The following is a 14,959-nucleotide window of genomic DNA, read 5'->3' as shown; positions in this document are numbered from 1 at the left end:
CAGTTTTTTGTTCGGAATTTGATGATTTTAAATAATGGCAAACAGTATTTTTATATTGGTCTTTACATGATAAAACATGGAGAGTCTGTTTAAAAATAATTGAAAAGCTAAATGTAAGCAAGCTTTTATGTCTATATAATAAATGATAGGGATGAGAAAATTGTCTTAAGTATACGTTTAATTAACTTCTTAATTGTATTTTAAAATAATAATGGCTTACTATAAGGAAATATGTTTTTTTTAATTAGCTTAGTTTTGGATTTAAATTTATAAAAATCAGTCCCAATCTGCTGCAATAAACCTCATTATGCTTCCTTTATTGTCAGTTACAGTTAAAAAATGACCTTCCACCGTGTAGTTTTTCATTTTTTTTAATTCTTTAGAAAATTCATCTTCCAGTTTCATATTTTCACAAGCCATTAAAGTAGAACCAATTCCGGAAAATTCTATTTTGTTTTTAGATTTAATTTCTGCTGTGAAAAACATTCTGTTGCAACCCATAAAAGCCGTACCTTGAATTTTTCCATCTTTTATTGCTGAGGTTAGGTTTATTTCAGATTTGCTTTTTACCAATTGTTCTTTGGTGAAATTTTTAAATGAAATCATCATCCACTGTCTTTGAATTTCTCTATTTTGAACCCCCACTGCAGAGCAATTTACCACTAATGCTAAACACAAAAAGCCGAAAAATATTGATATTGCCTTTTTCATTCGTTTTATCTCTCCATTTTCGTACCATTTAAACTTAAAATAAAGTAAAAATTAGTAATTTAGCCACACAAAAATTATTTAGAAAATGAAAAGAATACTATTACTATTCACTTTTTTACTGAGTTTCGCTCAGATGAGGGCAGATGAAGGAATGTGGCTTCTGATGCTCGTTAAGAGACTTAATGGTGTAGACATGCAGAAAGAAGGTCTTCATCTTACTCCAGAAGAGATTTATTCTGTAAACAATTCAAGTCTAAAAGATGCTATCGTAAGCTTCGGAGGATTTTGTACAGGAGAGATTGTTTCAGATAGAGGTCTTATTTTTACAAACCACCATTGCGGTTACGGAGCAGTGGCGGCAGCGTCAACCCCTTCAAAAGATTACCTGAAAAATGGTTTCTGGGCAATGAAAGACAAAGACGAGTTTAATGCAAAAGATCTTTACGTAAGATTTTTGGTAAGAATGGACGATGCTACGCAAAGAATCAATTCAAAACTCAACAACAATATGTCTGGTGCCGAAAGAAAAGCGGTAATTGATGCGGAAACCAAAGCTATACAGACAGAAAATTCAGAAAACGGTAAATATACGGTTGTGGTAAAAGATTTCTTCAACGGAAACGAATTTTACTATTTCGTATACCAAGATTATAAAGACATTAGATTGGTAGGTGCACCACCATCATCATTAGGAAAATTTGGTGGCGATACAGACAATTGGGAATGGCCAAGGCATACTGCAGACTTCACGGTTTTCAGAGTTTATGCTGATGCTGCCGGAAACCCTGCAGAGTTTTCTCCTTCCAACGTTCCTTTGAAGCCTAAGCATTCGCTTCCAGTTTCTTTAAAAGGAATTAAACCTGGTGATTTTTCTATGATTTTGGGTTATCCAGGTAGAACCAACCGTTACCTGACTTCATACGGAATTGAGCAGATGGTAAGCAAAGATTATCCGGCTTGGGTTGAAGCTTCAAAATTGGTGATGGATGTGATGAAAAAGTATATGGACAAAGAGAAAACCACTCAATTGGCATACGCTTCACAATATGCTTCAGTAGCCAACTATTGGAAAAACAGACAAGGTACCATTGATGCGGTAATCAAAAACGGAACAATAGCAGACAAGCAAAATCTTGAAAGTACATTCAGAAATTGGGCTTCTCAAGATGCAAATTCTATGTATGACGGGATTTTAGATGATATCAAAATCTACTACAAACAAACGACCAATAGAAGTGTAGAAAGAAATTATGCTTCTCTTTTAACAAGAAATTCTAAGTATTTTACCATAGCTCTACAGCTTTCAAGCTTATTAAATACTTATGCTACACAAGATATGGCTGGTAGACTTGCTATGAAAGCAAAATTAGAAGATGCCATCAAGCAAACGTACGAAAGCATCAATCCTGAATTGGAAGGTGAAATGATGAATTCTATGGTAAATCTTTATCAATCTAAGGTAAATGCAGATGTAGCTTTACCAACATTGATGGGTCTTGATGCTAAAAATCTTTCTTCAATTGCGTTCTCTTCCATTTTTGCCAATAAAACTTCGGTAACCAATTTCTTACAAAATCCTGATCGTTTGAAATTAGATGCAGATCCTTTATTGAAAATTGCAAAAGGAATAATGGCAGACCAAAAAGTGCAGTCTGAGAGATTTGTGAAAGTTGATGAGAATTTTGCAAAAAACAACAGACTTTTCCTTGCAGGATTAATGAAGGCAGTTCCTGAGAAAAAATTCTATCCAGATGCCAATTCTACAATGAGACTTACTTACGGGCAAATCGATACATTACCTGTGAGAGAAGACAGAAACTATTTTGGTGTTACAGATAACTACTATACTACTATGGAAGGTTTAGTAGGGAAATTCAAGCCGAATGACGAAGAGTTTGATCTTCCGCAAAGAGTATTAGCGCTTCAAGGAGCTAAAGATTACGGAATGTATGCTGACAAAGCGGGGTATTTGCCTGTAAACTTCCTTTCAAACAACGATATTACAGGAGGAAACTCTGGTTCCCCGGTAATTGATGGCGATGGTAATTTAATCGGTATCGCATTCGATGGTAACAGCGAAGCTTTAAGTGGAGATATCGTTTTCGAAAAAGATTCTCAAAAAACCATTAGCGTAGATGTTCGTTTTGTACTTTGGACGATCGATAAATTTGCTGGTGCAAGAAGAATTGTAGACGAGTTGAAATTAATTAAAGACGAAAATACTCCTGCAGATACAGGTAAGTCTAAAGTATCAACCACAGCTCCTGCAAAAAAGAAAAAATAATTTTTCTAAAAAAAATATTTTAAAACCGTAGAATTTATTCTGCGGTTTTTTTTTACTTAATTTTTAAGAGCTTATTTAATAAGTTCTCCATTACTCACCAAGTCTATCAAACATTCCAAAACTCCCGATCAAGACTTCTGTACTGTATGGCTTCAGAAATATGATGAGATTCGATGTTATCAGATTCCTCAAGATCAGCAATCGTTCGGGCAACTTTTAAAATTCTGTCATAAGCTCTTGCAGAAAGATTCAGTTTTTCCATTGCCATTTTGATGAGGTTAAAAGATGCTTCATCCAATTCACAAAACTTTTCCAATTCTCGGGATCCAATTTGAGCATTGTAGCTGATGGCCAAATCTTTATATCGCTCATTCTGAATCTCACGAGCTATCAAAACACGCTTTCTAATATCTTCACTGTTTTCGCCTTTTTTCTTTTCAGCCAATTGTTCAAACTCTACTTTTTGCACCTCAACATGAATGTCAATTCGGTCTAAAAGTGGTCCCGAAAGCTTATTCATATACCTTTGCATTTCCAAAACAGACGATGTATTTTGTGGATCGTCGGGGAAGTATCCACTTGGACTGGGGTTCATTGAAGCAACCAACATAAAGCTCGAAGGATAATTTACAGTAAATCGAGCTCTTGAAATCGTTACTTCACGATCTTCCAAAGGTTGTCTCATTACTTCTAAAACCGTTCTTTTGAATTCCGGCATTTCGTCTAGAAACAAAACACCGTTGTGAGCCAGAGAAATTTCTCCAGGTTGAGGATAACTCCCGCCGCCAACAAGTGCTACATCTGAAATTGTATGGTGCGGACTGCGAAAAGGACGTGTTGTCATTAAAGAAGTTTCCGTACCCATTTTTCCTGCTACAGAATGAATTTTTGTGGTTTCTAAAGCTTCCTTTAAAGTAAGTGGTGGCAAAATACTAGGAACTCTTTTGGCGAGCATGGTTTTTCCGCTGCCAGGTGGGCCGATGAGGATAATATTGTGTCCGCCTGCTGCAGCAACTTCCATTGCTCTTTTGGCAGTTTGCTGGCCTTTTACCTCAGAAAAATCAAAAGGAAAACTGTTAATTTTATCCTGAAATTCTTTCCGGGTATCTAAAACTACCTTCTGGATGGGTGTTCCTTCATTAAAAAAGTCAATAACTTCTTTAATGTTTTCAACTCCGTAGACATCCAAATTATTAACAATAGCCGCTTCTCGGGTATTTTGCTTAGGTAAAATAATTCCTTTAAAACCTTCTTCACGAGCTTGAATAGCAATCGGCAGAACTCCTTTAATAGGTTGCAGACTTCCATCTAAAGAAAGTTCGCCCATGATGATATAATCTTGAATGTTTTCTGCTACTATTTGGTCTGAAGCCACTAAAATCCCCATTGCAATGCTCAGATCATACGCAGCACCTTCTTTTCTGAGATCTGCAGGAGCCATGTTTATCGTGATTTTCTTTCCAGGTATTTTGAAACCCACATTTTTCAGCGCAGCAGAAATTCTATAACTGCTTTCTTTGATGGCATTGTCGGGTAGACCTACGAGATGGTAGCCTACACCGCCGGTATCAATATTAACTTCAATGGTAATGGTTTGTGCAGAAACTCCGAAGATGGCACTTCCGTATATTTTGATCAGCATTGCTTTGTGTTTTAAGTAAATTTAAAAATTTTAAAGCAAATCATCAAAGTTTTTAGATTTAAATTTTAATACTTCTATCTTTATTGAGAAATATCAAAGTCAATTCTCTTTTTTTTTATTCTAATAGAAAGCAAATGAGAATTAAAGTAAACGTTTTTATCAATTGGAAAGTGATTTTTAATTTGCAGATCATGTTCTCTTTTTTTATTAAAATGGGTTAGTATTTAAGCATAAAAAAACAAAATCGTTTGGTAGTAAATAAATTGTAAATCTAAATTTTAATACTTTTGTTTTAGAGATCAGTAAATACAAAACTAAAATGAATATAAAACCAGAAATATCCTGGACTGATTTTGAGAAATTAGACATTCGGTGCGGAGCAATTATTTCTGTAAGTGATTTTGAAGAAGCGAGAAATCCGTCTTATCAGCTTGAAATTGATTTTGGAGACTTGGGAATGAAGAAATCTGCTGCACAAATCACTTCTCTCTACAGCAAGGAAGATTTAGTAGGAAAACAAATTTTAGCGGTGGTTAATTTTCCTAAAAAACAGATTGCCAATTTCTTTAGTGAATGTCTTGTTTTGGGAGTTTACGGCGAAGATTCTAAAGATGTAACGCTTCTTTCTCTTTCATTGCCAACGAAAAACGGCTTGCAGGTAGGATGAGTTCTAGAAAATTGCTAAACGTAAAAGGGTTTAAAAAGAGTAAAATAGTTATTAAATAATAAACACAAATATGATACAAAATATTCCTTTAGAAAAAGTTTTATTTATTGATATAGAGACTGTTCCGCAGTACGGAAATTGGGAGGAGATTCCAGATGTAGAACAAACCCTCTGGGATAAGAAAACGAGATATCAGCGCAAAGACGAGATTTCACCGGAAGACTTTTATAACCGAGCCGGAATCATGGCAGAATTTGGTAAAATTATCTGCATCACCATAGGAATGCTTGAAAAAAATGACACTTTGAAAATCAAAAGTTTTGCAAATGACGAAGAAAAAAGACTTCTTTTAGAATTTGGAGAAATTTTCAACAGTCCGAAGCTTCGTGATGTTATTCTGTGCGCCCATAATGGTAAAGAATTTGATTTTCCTTGGATTGCGAGACGTTTCCTCATCAATGGTATGCAACCACCAACACCATTTCAGCTTTTCGGAAAAAAACCTTGGGAAATTCCGCACATCGATACGATGGAACTTTGGAAATTCGGAGATTACAAAAGCTTCGTTTCTCTGGAACTTCTGGCTCATGTTTTCGGTATTCCTACGCCAAAAGATGATATAGATGGCTCAATGGTTTCATCAATTTACTACATAGAAAAAGACTTGCAGAGAATTGTAGATTATTGTGAAAAAGATGTCTTAACTTTGGCAAATATTTTCCGGCGTATGCGTCAGGAAGATTTGTTGAAAAGGTATTCTTAATTTAGATTAATCATAAAAATGAAATTTACAGACGATCAAATCGCAGATATTGGTGAAGAAATAATTGGTGTTTTAAAAACGGTTTACGACCCTGAAATTCCGGTCGACATTTATGAGCTTGGATTAATTTACGACGTGCAGATTTCCGAAGAGGCCGATGTGAAGATCATCATGACCCTTACCACACCCAACTGTCCCGTAGCCGAAACACTTCCACAAGAAGTGAAAGATAAAGTGAAAGAAGTAGAACAAGTAAACGAGGTAGATCTCGAACTAACCTTCGAGCCAAGCTGGAATAAAGATATGATGAGCGAAGAGGCGAAATTTGAGCTGGGAATGCTTTAATGTTTGAATCTTTAAATTCAATAATACAGAAAGCTGTCACAATTGTGGCAGCTTTTTTTATTTACCGTTTTTTCACGGGTTAAAAATAGTGAATATACTGATATTATGCTTGTTACATTGTTTTAGTTTTGGATTATCAAACTAGAGTTATGAAAGATAAAAAAGTAATTGCCACATTCAATAACGGAAGTGTTCCGCCAGAATACGCATACCGTTACGATCTCGTTTTTTCGAGCAATGGTATTGCGGAGCTCAAAGTTTTCAAGGGGTATGATCTTGATGAAAAAAATGTTTATTCGGAATCAAAAAAAATAAATGTTTTGATCTTGGAGCAACTTATCATTGGTCTTATCAATCTAAAAATGCTCTCCAAGTCTTCTTCGAAAGTAGGTGGAAGCCAACGAACCTTAGAATTATGCCAACGAAATTCTGAAAAGAGTTTTATTCAAAATGATGACCTCCCTGGTATCGATCTTTTCAATCGCTTTCTTTTTCTCTACAACTCAGATTTTTTAAACAATATTAATAAAATCATTAACCATTAAAAACAATTATTATCATGGATCAAGCACCAAAAGAAATGCTAATAGGAGTGATCAATCCTTACGCATTAACAGAAGCAATTACAGGAAGAAAGTTTGATTGGAAAGACGCAAAATCTTATCAAATTATTGAGCAGGCTTTAGAAAAAAATTATGCAGAACTTTTTGACATTAAATTTAATTCGCCACTTTATGCGGGATTACAGCTTGCAAAAGACAACACTATAACAACCATGAAAATGGAAGATATTAAAGTGAGAGCGGTAGATAAGTTAGAAACAATTAACTTCTCAACGATCAAAAACTTGAGAGATCTTTCCAATTTTGGTGTTAAAGACCTTGACGGGATTTCTGTAAAAAATGCAAGACTAGACAGGGGAGAAGTAAAAGTAGTATTGAATGTCCCGAAACTCAATAACACAATCAGCAACACCATACTGTCTCCGGCTATCAGAGAAATTCTCTTTAATACTCAAAACTCAAATACGGGCTGGACGCCAGCTAACTGCTCTTGGAGCGACAGAGGGAATTTCTTCAATGATGTTACAGAATTTAATGATCCTATTCAGGGTGCTGTAGGGAACTGCTATTTTATCTCTGCTATTGTAGCCTTGGCTTGGGCAACACCTTATGCCATACAGCATAAAGTACGTGCTACCGGAGTGGGAGAAACAGAACGCGTAAATGCTGTCCAGTTTTATACAAAAGGTGGCGGAAAAGACGCTGCAACAAAGTTGATAGAGGTTACAGACAATACAATTGTTAACAATTACAGCAACCCTATATACTGCAGAAGTAATGATGCGGGAGAGATTTGGCCTGCTGTCTACGAAAAAGCATTTGCAAAATGGATCAACAATACCAATGACGATAAGCCGGATATTACAAAAACAGCTTACGGAGATCCTGTAAAAGCAATTGCTCAATTAAACAACAAAACGCCTTTGTATTATTACACAAATACAAGAACTGCAGATCAATTATACGGTATCGTGAGAGAAAACTCAATGAGCATGAAAACCATTCATCCAATGGTAGCATGGACTTATGGATCTGGAGACTATTCAGGGTCAAATATTGTGGCAAACCATGCTTATACCATTTTAGGTTGGGCATTAATCAATAATAAAAGCTACATTATCCTTAGAAACCCTTGGGGAGTGACAGAGCCCAATGGCTTAAATTCTTATCAGGGTCTCATCAGTTTCTTCGATAACAGCTTTTGGAGACCCATCAATATGATTGGTAATGATGGAGTTTTTGCATTGGAAATTAATGCTTTCAAATACTATTTTGCAGGGATGGGAGTTGCGAAATAATCATTCAAAACAAGCCAAAATTTTATATCAAGCTTTCATAGATTTTTTCTGTGAAAGTTTTTTATTTAAATATTATTCACTCTCAAAATACATCAATTCTTTATCTTCATTTGGAAGAGTTATGAAGTTTTTGAATTTTAAATCCAATTTTTGAATTAGTTTCTGAGAAGAGAAATTGTCTTTTGTAGTGATTGCCGAAATTGTCTTTAAACCAAAATTTTGCATCACGACTTCCTTTATTTTATGAGCCGCCTCGTACATTAAGCCTTTACCTTCAAACTCCTCTAGTACAGAGAAACCAATGTCGGCAACGTCTAAACCTTCACGCTCAAAAATACCAACTGCACCAATTTTAATAGTTCCTTCCTTTAAGATAATAGTGTAATTTCCGTAACCCAAACGATCTATTTGAGGGAAAAATTTGTTTTCAATATAATTTTCCGCAGCTTCAAGATTGGTGATATGTCTGTTGCCAATGAACTCTATAAATTTGGGCATATTATACAAATCAAAAACAAGCTGGGTATCGTGTAAAGAAATTAAACGAATAATAAGTCTTTCAGTTTCAAAAATATTATTTTCGTTTTTTTGCAGGTTGCTTCTTAGGATCATCTTTAGTTTCTTCCTTTTTTTCTAATTTTAAAAGTCGCGGATTATTGATGCATTTTTTATTGTAAAGTTCTATGTAGGAACCATTTTCTTTTATATTTTCAATTTTTCCTGCCGATTTTGAAACTGTTATCGTGAAATGTTTCTTTTGGTATGGGCATTCTTTAGAAGTCACTTTCCCCAAATCTAGATAATAATTTTTGGCGTCTTGATAATAATTTGCGGCAAGGTCTACAAATTCTTCGTCAATAATGTATCCTTCCAGTACGGCAGAAAGAGCAGCTTCCTCTGCATTATCGATGTCTCCTATGAATGGTTTTAAATCCTTCAATTCTGTAATGTAGCTTATTTTTCCGCCTTTAGAATTTACGATGTAAAAAAATGTATCTTTACTGGGTGTAAGATCAAAACCTGAAAATTGCGGAAGATAATCTTTCTTTGTTCCAGAGGCTTTCACCTCCTGATTTTTGCCGTAACTATTGTACACCAATACCCAAAAATCAAACTTATCATTAGGGATTATTTTAGCCAAAACATTCTGTACATTGGTAAATTTCTTCTTCTCTTGAGAAAAAACAAATACAGAAAAAAACATTAAAACTAAAACTCCGGTGTTCTTTAAAATCTTCATAAAATAGATTGCAGCAGAAATAATGCCGACTTTTTACATGAACTTATCTCCTTTTTTAAGATTTTTCAGATCTAGAACATATTCTTTAATGAGCTGATCGTGATCTCTTGGGCAAATTAAAAGGACTTTATCTGTATCTACAACGATAAAATCTTTCAAACCGTCTATCACAACAGCTTTATTTAAATTTTTCAGATGAATAATGTTTCCCGAAGAATTATAAGAAAGCGAATTTTTGTGAGGGTTGGCATTGTTGTTCTCATCTTTTTCACTGTTTTCAAAAACGGAAGTCCATGTTCCCAAATCACTCCATCCCAAATCAGCTGGAATAACGTAAACATTTTTTGCTTTTTCCAAAATTCCGTTGTCTATGGAGATTTTCTGAACTTTAGGATAAATATTTTCAATACAGCTCGTTTCGCTGTCAGCATTATATTCACAAGAGGTAAACTGCTGGGTCATCTCTGGTAAAAATTCTTCAAATGCTTTTTGAATCGTCTTCACATTCCAGATAAAAATTCCCGCGTTCCAAAGAAAATCTCCGCTTTCAAGAAAAGTGGTAGCTAATTCTAAAATAGGTTTCTCGGTAAACGTTTTTACTTTGTGAAAATCTGAGCCTTCTTTGTCTACAATCTGAATATATCCGTATCCAATATCAGGTCTGGTTGGTGTAATGCCAAGAGTAACGAGGTAATCTTTTTTTGCAGCCAAGTTCAGGGCTATTTTGGCTTTTTCAAGAAATATATCTTCTTTTAAAATCAAATGATCTGCCGGCAAAACAATCATGGTGGCATCAGGATTTATTTCTCGGATTTTGTTTGCCATGTAAAGGTTGCAGGCCGATGTATTCTTCATTAGAGGCTCTCCAACAATGTTTTCCTGGGGCACTTCGGGAAGCTGTTGATGAGAAATTGTGATATATTCTTTGTTGGTAATAACAAAAATATTTTCTTTCGGAATCAGTTTGCAGATTCGATCATAGGTCTGCTGAATCATTGTGCGACCTGTTCCTAGAATATCCTGAAACTGTTTAGGGAATTTTTGCGTACTTAATGGCCAGAAACGGCTACCGATGCCACCTGCCATGATGACGCAGTATTGATTTGATGTTGACATTTTTTTAACTACAATTTTGCACCTTTACCATAGGTCTGAAAGAATACTGTCTGCCCGTAGCGAGGTTCACACAAAGATAGTTTTTTTTGATCAGACCTTCTAAAACATACTTTTGATTTCGGAACATAAAATTTTCTCCCTTCTTAAGAGTTTCTACAAAAATACCTTCTTCTTCATTGTTTTCAAAGCGAAAGTATTTCACAAGCTCTGGGCTTGCCATAAAATTAGCCTTCGGAGATCTTGAAAAATAGGTGAGAATAGGTTTGAATTCTTCAGTATAGACCTCAATACTCTCTAAAAGCATCATTCTGAAAGTGTGTTTCCATTCATTTCCGTGAGGAGCAATTCTTCTTCCGTATTTCTCGAATGCAATGAGATGCGCCAATTCATGAGTCAAGACAAAGAAAAAAAGTTCGGGCTTTAAAGTGGAATTAATCGTAATAATATGTGAACCATCACGTTTTTTTCTGTAATCTCCAAGCTTAGAACTGCGATCTTTCGTAATTTTAATATGAATTGAATGATCTGAAAACCAGTTTTTTAAATGCGTTCTGCAATTGTCTGGTAAATGTTTTTCCAGAATTTGAATAGACATGCTACAAAGTTAAAGGAATTCCCGCATAAAAATTCAACAATTTTAAACTAAAAAGATAGTTGTACTTAGACTGAGCTACAGAGCCTTGTGCATTTGCATAATTATTTCTCGCAATATTCACATCAAAAATTGTAGAACGACCTGCAGCGTAGCTTTTTTCAGAAAAATCTAAAGAAAGTTTTGTGTTTTTCTCCGCCTCCGTGGCTGCAATATAAATTTCGTAATTGGCATTGGCATCAAATTGAGCTTGCTGCACGCTTTGTCTTACTGCAAATTTTTGCTGTTCATAATTATTTTTAGCTATACTTTCATTAATTTTAGACTGCTCTACCTGAAGTCTTGTGATTCCTTTATTAAAAATCGGAACATTTAGTGAAAGCCCCGCTTGCTGACCAAAGTTGGATTTGTATTGTTGAAAGAAAGATTTTTCACTGACGTAAAAAAAATCCGACCCCACATTGTTGGTATTCAGTAAATTATTGTAGAAACTTCCAATTCCTACAGATGCTGTAAGGGTAGGATAGAATGCGGTTCTCGTAACTACGGTTTGTGCCTCGGCGGATTTTATTCTGATTTCAGCCGCTTTAATCTGAGGTTGATTTTCGTAAGCTGTGGTAAGAACTTCATCTACAGCAACCAGTTGTGGTGTAAGTTGATCTGAAACATCCACATTTTCTACATCAAAATCTTTATAATCTCTAAGTTGAAGGAGCTGTGCTAAAGCAAAAAGACTTCTCCCAACATTAATTTCGGCAGTTTTTAGGTTTTGCTTTTCTCTTGCAAGTGCAGCAGAAGCTTCTGCTAAGACAGTTTGTGCTGTAGTTCCCACTTCAGTTGTAGCTTTTGAACGATCAAATTGTTTTTGAGCATTAGAAACTGCACTTTGATTGATTTTTACAATCTCTTTATTCAAAAGTGCATTCAGGTATTGCTGAGCAATCTGAAGTGAAATATCATTTTTTATAGTTTCAATATCGTATTGGCTTGCCTCTACATCAAACTGAGTTTTTCTAATCGTTTTTTCTAATCTGCCATTGTTGTAAAGCAAAACATCGGCTCCAATATTAGCATTATTGCTGAATCTATCGTTTCTAATACTTCCTGTTCCCAAAGAAGCCTGCCCAAAACTTACATTATTTCCAACATTTGCAGAAACGGTTGGTAAATAATTGTTTTTTGCAATTTTCAGATTGGCATCTTGGTTTTGTTTGTTGTATTCATTCTGAATTACCTGCAGATTGTTTTTCACGGCATAATCTACACATTCCCGCAACGACCATTTTTTCTGAGCATTAAGGCTCAAAACAGAAAATCCCGCAAGAATAAACAGAAATTTTTTCATATCAGCTTTTTTCAAATTAGACGATCTCATTGCAAAAAAGTTACAACAGATGTGAAATTTATATTTTTTTTTAAAAAAACTTTCAAGAATTTTGTAGCATGACAAATCAGCAATACCAAGAAGCTGTAGAATGGCTTTTCGTACAAGCTCCAAATTATCAGATTGATGGTGAGAAGGCCTACAAACCTGGATTGGAAAACATTACCAGACTTTGTGCTTTTTTTGGAAATCCACAAGAAAAAATAAAATGCATCCACATCGGTGGAACCAATGGTAAAGGTTCTACCAGCAATATGCTGGCTTCAGTTCTTCAAGAAGCTGGTTATACGGTAGGTTTGTACAATTCTCCCCATCTTATTGATTTTACCGAAAGAATCAAAGTTAACGGAGAAAACGGCGATAAAAAATTTGTTTATAATTTTATTCAAAAACTGAAAACCCTTCCGGAAGACATCCAGCCTTCCTTCTTTGAATTTACAACCATTATGGCGTTTGAATATTTCGCTCAAAAAAAAGTAGATTTTGCAATTATAGAAGTTGGTTTAGGAGGAAGATTAGACTCCACAAACATCATTAAGCCTATAGTATCAGCTATTACCAATGTTCAGCTTGATCATCAAAATATTTTGGGAAATACGATCCAAGAGATAGCATTTGAGAAGGCTGGCATTATTAAGCCAGAAACTCCAATTATTTTCGGAGATGAAAATGAATTGGTAAAAAACATCATTATAGCCAAAGCCGAAAAGGAAAATGCTCCGTTTATTGATGCTACATTATTCGAAACAGAGCTGAAATCCGATTTAAAAGGAAATTATCAGCAAAAAAATATAAAAGTAGTTTTGGCTTTAATTGATGAATTGAAGAAGCAGAATTTCAATATTTCTGATGAAAACATTAAAACCGGACTGATAAAGGTGCATCAAAATACGGGTTTCATCGGTCGGTGGTTTGAATTCTCTCAAAATCCGCTTACAATCTGTGATACGGGACACAATCAGGCAGGTTTGGAATATGTTTTTTCACAGTTAAATTCAATTCCGAAACGGAAACATATTGTTTTAGGTTTTGTGAATGACAAGAAAATTGATGACGTAATGTCTATTCTTCCCGAAAATTCTGAGTTTTATTTTGCAAAACCGAGCATCGAAAGAGGAAGACATCCTTTAGATTATGAAGTTTTGCTAAAAAATTCAAAAATATTTTATAAAATTTTCGATTCGGTGCAGGAAGCGTATCTTTCTGCAAAACAGAAGTGTACAAATGAAGAAATGATTTTTATTGGCGGAAGTAACTTTGTTGTTGGAGAATTTTTAGAAAAAAACTTGACTGATATAAAATAAGTGTGTATATTTGCACCACTCAAAACGAGAAATCGTCTAGGGCTCTTAGCTCAGTTGGTTCAGAGCATCTGGTTTACACCCAGAGGGTCGGGGGTTCGAATCCCTCAGGGCCCACAAAGGTTTACTGAAACCTTTCAAAAAAATTCAGGGCTCTTAGCTCAGTTGGTTCAGAGCATCTGGTTTACACCCAGAGGGTCGGGGGTTCGAATCCCTCAGGGCCCACAAAAACTCTCAGATTATTCTGAGAGTTTTTTATTTTATGCCTATTCATGGGGATCAATTCCAAAACTTGGGGGCTAGGCAAATTTCTTAATCTAAATCTGATTTTTTTATTGTAATTACGTGATCCCGTAAAAATAATGAATGATTAGTTAATATATTTGGAAATTAATTTTAATAAACAAACAAATGCAAAAAATCTTTTTACTTTTTATGCTTACTGTAAGTGTTACAGTATTTTCACAAAACAGATTTTCAAAAATCAATTCAATTCCTGAACTTAGGAAAGAATATCAATCTTTAAAAGAATCAGAAAAGAATATGTATTATGATAGATATTTTAAGCTAGCAACAATTAAAGATTTAAAAACGCAACCGAATTTTTCAAAGTTCTCAGATAAAATTTTATTAGATTTTGTAGATATACTATATTATGAAACTGATGATTTTAAAAGTGATCTAGAAAATGAGAGTTATAGAGATGATTGGAAAGTGACTTATGACAAAGTGGAGCAGGTTCATAGAAACGGACAAGAAATACAACTTGAAGATTTACACATCTTATATTATAGAATTGGAGAATATTCATCATCCCAATATAATGATATAGAAGCTAAAAATAATTTAATTTCTTACGTCATGCATGTAGGATTAAGTGGAGAACATTATAACATAACTTACAAAGTAAAAGGAAACAAATTAGTTCGTAGAAAAGAAGAAAAGACTTTTTAAATAACCGATTATTGAATTCAAAAGCTTCTTTCACAGAAGCTTTTTTTATTCCCGCAACTTTCCTTATTTTTGAGAAAATCATTCGCAATGAATCTTAAA

At 34.6% G+C, this 14,959-nt stretch carries 15 protein-coding genes and 2 tRNA genes; 10 read left to right on the top strand and 7 right to left on the bottom strand.

The annotated features are described in order from the left end of the window. Positions 1-276: 276 nt before the first annotated feature. Positions 277-711, bottom strand: coding sequence for an META domain-containing protein (locus BW939_RS00135; protein WP_076448609.1), 435 nt, complete (start codon positions 709-711; stop codon positions 277-279). 85 nt (positions 712-796) lie between these two features. Between BW939_RS00135 and BW939_RS00130 the strand changes: the two genes are divergently transcribed. Continuing rightward, positions 797-2,995: a S46 family peptidase gene (locus BW939_RS00130; RefSeq protein ID WP_076448608.1), complete on the top strand. Its 2,199-nt coding sequence runs from the start codon at positions 797-799 to the stop codon at positions 2,993-2,995. A gap of 106 nt (positions 2,996-3,101) precedes the next feature. Here the strand turns inward: BW939_RS00130 and BW939_RS00125 are convergent, their stop codons facing one another. Beyond that, the gene (locus BW939_RS00125; protein WP_076448607.1) at positions 3,102-4,637 is read right to left on the bottom strand and encodes a YifB family Mg chelatase-like AAA ATPase; all 1,536 of its coding nucleotides are present in this window, start codon (positions 4,635-4,637) and stop codon (positions 3,102-3,104) included. Positions 4,638-4,956: 319 nt separating this feature from the next. Here BW939_RS00125 and BW939_RS00120 point away from each other — a divergent pair, with 319 nt between their 5' ends. The 5 genes from BW939_RS00120 (at position 4,957) to BW939_RS00100 (ending at position 8,273) form a co-directional block, all read left to right on the top strand. Beyond that, the gene (locus BW939_RS00120; RefSeq protein ID WP_076448596.1) at positions 4,957-5,304 is read left to right on the top strand and encodes a tRNA-binding protein; all 348 of its coding nucleotides are present in this window, start codon (positions 4,957-4,959) and stop codon (positions 5,302-5,304) included. 70 nt (positions 5,305-5,374) lie between these two features. Further along, positions 5,375-6,067, top strand: coding sequence for a 3'-5' exonuclease (locus tag BW939_RS00115; protein WP_076448593.1), 693 nt, complete (start codon positions 5,375-5,377; stop codon positions 6,065-6,067). 18 nt (positions 6,068-6,085) lie between these two features. Then, a complete protein-coding gene (locus tag BW939_RS00110; protein WP_076448590.1) occupies positions 6,086-6,412 on the top strand; it encodes an SUF system Fe-S cluster assembly protein in 327 nt (108 codons plus the stop codon). 149 nt (positions 6,413-6,561) lie between these two features. Further along, positions 6,562-6,957, top strand: coding sequence for a hypothetical protein (locus BW939_RS00105; RefSeq protein ID WP_076448588.1), 396 nt, complete (start codon positions 6,562-6,564; stop codon positions 6,955-6,957). Positions 6,958-6,971: 14 nt separating this feature from the next. Next, positions 6,972-8,273: a C2 family cysteine protease gene (locus BW939_RS00100; protein WP_076448585.1), complete on the top strand. Its 1,302-nt coding sequence runs from the start codon at positions 6,972-6,974 to the stop codon at positions 8,271-8,273. A gap of 72 nt (positions 8,274-8,345) precedes the next feature. Here BW939_RS00100 and BW939_RS00095 read toward each other — a convergent pair whose 3' ends face one another. The 5 genes from BW939_RS00095 to BW939_RS00075 are packed head-to-tail and all read right to left on the bottom strand — an operon-like array spanning position 8,346 to position 12,566. Further along, positions 8,346-8,885: a GNAT family N-acetyltransferase gene (locus BW939_RS00095; RefSeq protein ID WP_076448582.1), complete on the bottom strand. Its 540-nt coding sequence runs from the start codon at positions 8,883-8,885 to the stop codon at positions 8,346-8,348. Beyond that, complete coding sequence (locus BW939_RS00090) at positions 8,848-9,513, bottom strand: hypothetical protein (protein ID WP_076448580.1); 666 nt, start codon at positions 9,511-9,513, stop codon at positions 8,848-8,850. The genes BW939_RS00095 and BW939_RS00090 overlap by 38 nt, the downstream gene beginning before the upstream one ends. Positions 9,514-9,546: 33 nt before the next feature. Continuing rightward, complete coding sequence (locus tag BW939_RS00085) at positions 9,547-10,629, bottom strand: mannose-1-phosphate guanylyltransferase (protein WP_076448578.1); 1,083 nt, start codon at positions 10,627-10,629, stop codon at positions 9,547-9,549. 4 nt (positions 10,630-10,633) lie between these two features. Next, entirely contained in the window at positions 10,634-11,224 is a 591-nt protein-coding gene (locus BW939_RS00080; protein ID WP_076448576.1) for a SprT-like domain-containing protein, read from the bottom strand. A 1-nt stretch (position 11,225) separates the two neighbouring features. Next, positions 11,226-12,566 (bottom strand): TolC family protein, encoded by a 1,341-nt coding sequence (locus tag BW939_RS00075; RefSeq protein WP_076450044.1) that lies wholly within the window; start codon positions 12,564-12,566, stop codon positions 11,226-11,228. Between the two features lie 98 nt (positions 12,567-12,664). Here BW939_RS00075 and BW939_RS00070 point away from each other — a divergent pair, with 98 nt between their 5' ends. The 4 genes from BW939_RS00070 to BW939_RS00055 all read left to right on the top strand — a co-directional run bounded on the left by BW939_RS00070 (position 12,665) and on the right by BW939_RS00055 (position 14,860). Beyond that, a complete protein-coding gene (locus BW939_RS00070; RefSeq protein WP_076448574.1) occupies positions 12,665-13,909 on the top strand; it encodes a bifunctional folylpolyglutamate synthase/dihydrofolate synthase in 1,245 nt (414 codons plus the stop codon). Between the two features lie 39 nt (positions 13,910-13,948). After that, positions 13,949-14,023 (top strand) — tRNA-Val (locus BW939_RS00065). Between the two features lie 33 nt (positions 14,024-14,056). Next, positions 14,057-14,131: transfer RNA gene (locus BW939_RS00060), tRNA-Val, on the top strand. A 186-nt stretch (positions 14,132-14,317) separates the two neighbouring features. Beyond that, the gene (locus BW939_RS00055; protein ID WP_076448572.1) at positions 14,318-14,860 is read left to right on the top strand and encodes a hypothetical protein; all 543 of its coding nucleotides are present in this window, start codon (positions 14,318-14,320) and stop codon (positions 14,858-14,860) included. Positions 14,861-14,959 lie beyond the last annotated feature (99 nt).

Origin of the sequence: Chryseobacterium piscicola (assembly GCF_900156685.1) — a bacterium.
Classification (GTDB): domain Bacteria; phylum Bacteroidota; class Bacteroidia; order Flavobacteriales; family Weeksellaceae; genus Chryseobacterium; species Chryseobacterium piscicola.
This window is presented reverse-complemented; position numbering and strand designations above follow the sequence as displayed.

Coding starts and splice junctions, on each gene's coding strand:
- BW939_RS00135 (WP_076448609.1), bottom strand. CDS start 711: ATGAAAAAGGCAATATCAATATTTTTCGGCTTTTTGTGTTTAGCATTA.
- BW939_RS00130 (WP_076448608.1), top strand. CDS start 797: ATGAAAAGAATACTATTACTATTCACTTTTTTACTGAGTTTCGCTCAG.
- BW939_RS00125 (WP_076448607.1), bottom strand. CDS start 4,637: ATGCTGATCAAAATATACGGAAGTGCCATCTTCGGAGTTTCTGCACAA.
- BW939_RS00120 (WP_076448596.1), top strand. CDS start 4,957: ATGAATATAAAACCAGAAATATCCTGGACTGATTTTGAGAAATTAGAC.
- BW939_RS00115 (WP_076448593.1), top strand. CDS start 5,375: ATGATACAAAATATTCCTTTAGAAAAAGTTTTATTTATTGATATAGAG.
- BW939_RS00110 (WP_076448590.1), top strand. CDS start 6,086: ATGAAATTTACAGACGATCAAATCGCAGATATTGGTGAAGAAATAATT.
- BW939_RS00105 (WP_076448588.1), top strand. CDS start 6,562: ATGAAAGATAAAAAAGTAATTGCCACATTCAATAACGGAAGTGTTCCG.
- BW939_RS00100 (WP_076448585.1), top strand. CDS start 6,972: ATGGATCAAGCACCAAAAGAAATGCTAATAGGAGTGATCAATCCTTAC.
- BW939_RS00095 (WP_076448582.1), bottom strand. CDS start 8,885: ATGATCCTAAGAAGCAACCTGCAAAAAAACGAAAATAATATTTTTGAA.
- BW939_RS00090 (WP_076448580.1), bottom strand. CDS start 9,513: ATGAAGATTTTAAAGAACACCGGAGTTTTAGTTTTAATGTTTTTTTCT.
- BW939_RS00085 (WP_076448578.1), bottom strand. CDS start 10,629: ATGTCAACATCAAATCAATACTGCGTCATCATGGCAGGTGGCATCGGT.
- BW939_RS00080 (WP_076448576.1), bottom strand. CDS start 11,224: ATGTCTATTCAAATTCTGGAAAAACATTTACCAGACAATTGCAGAACG.
- BW939_RS00075 (WP_076450044.1), bottom strand. CDS start 12,566: ATGAAAAAATTTCTGTTTATTCTTGCGGGATTTTCTGTTTTGAGCCTT.
- BW939_RS00070 (WP_076448574.1), top strand. CDS start 12,665: ATGACAAATCAGCAATACCAAGAAGCTGTAGAATGGCTTTTCGTACAA.
- BW939_RS00055 (WP_076448572.1), top strand. CDS start 14,318: ATGCAAAAAATCTTTTTACTTTTTATGCTTACTGTAAGTGTTACAGTA.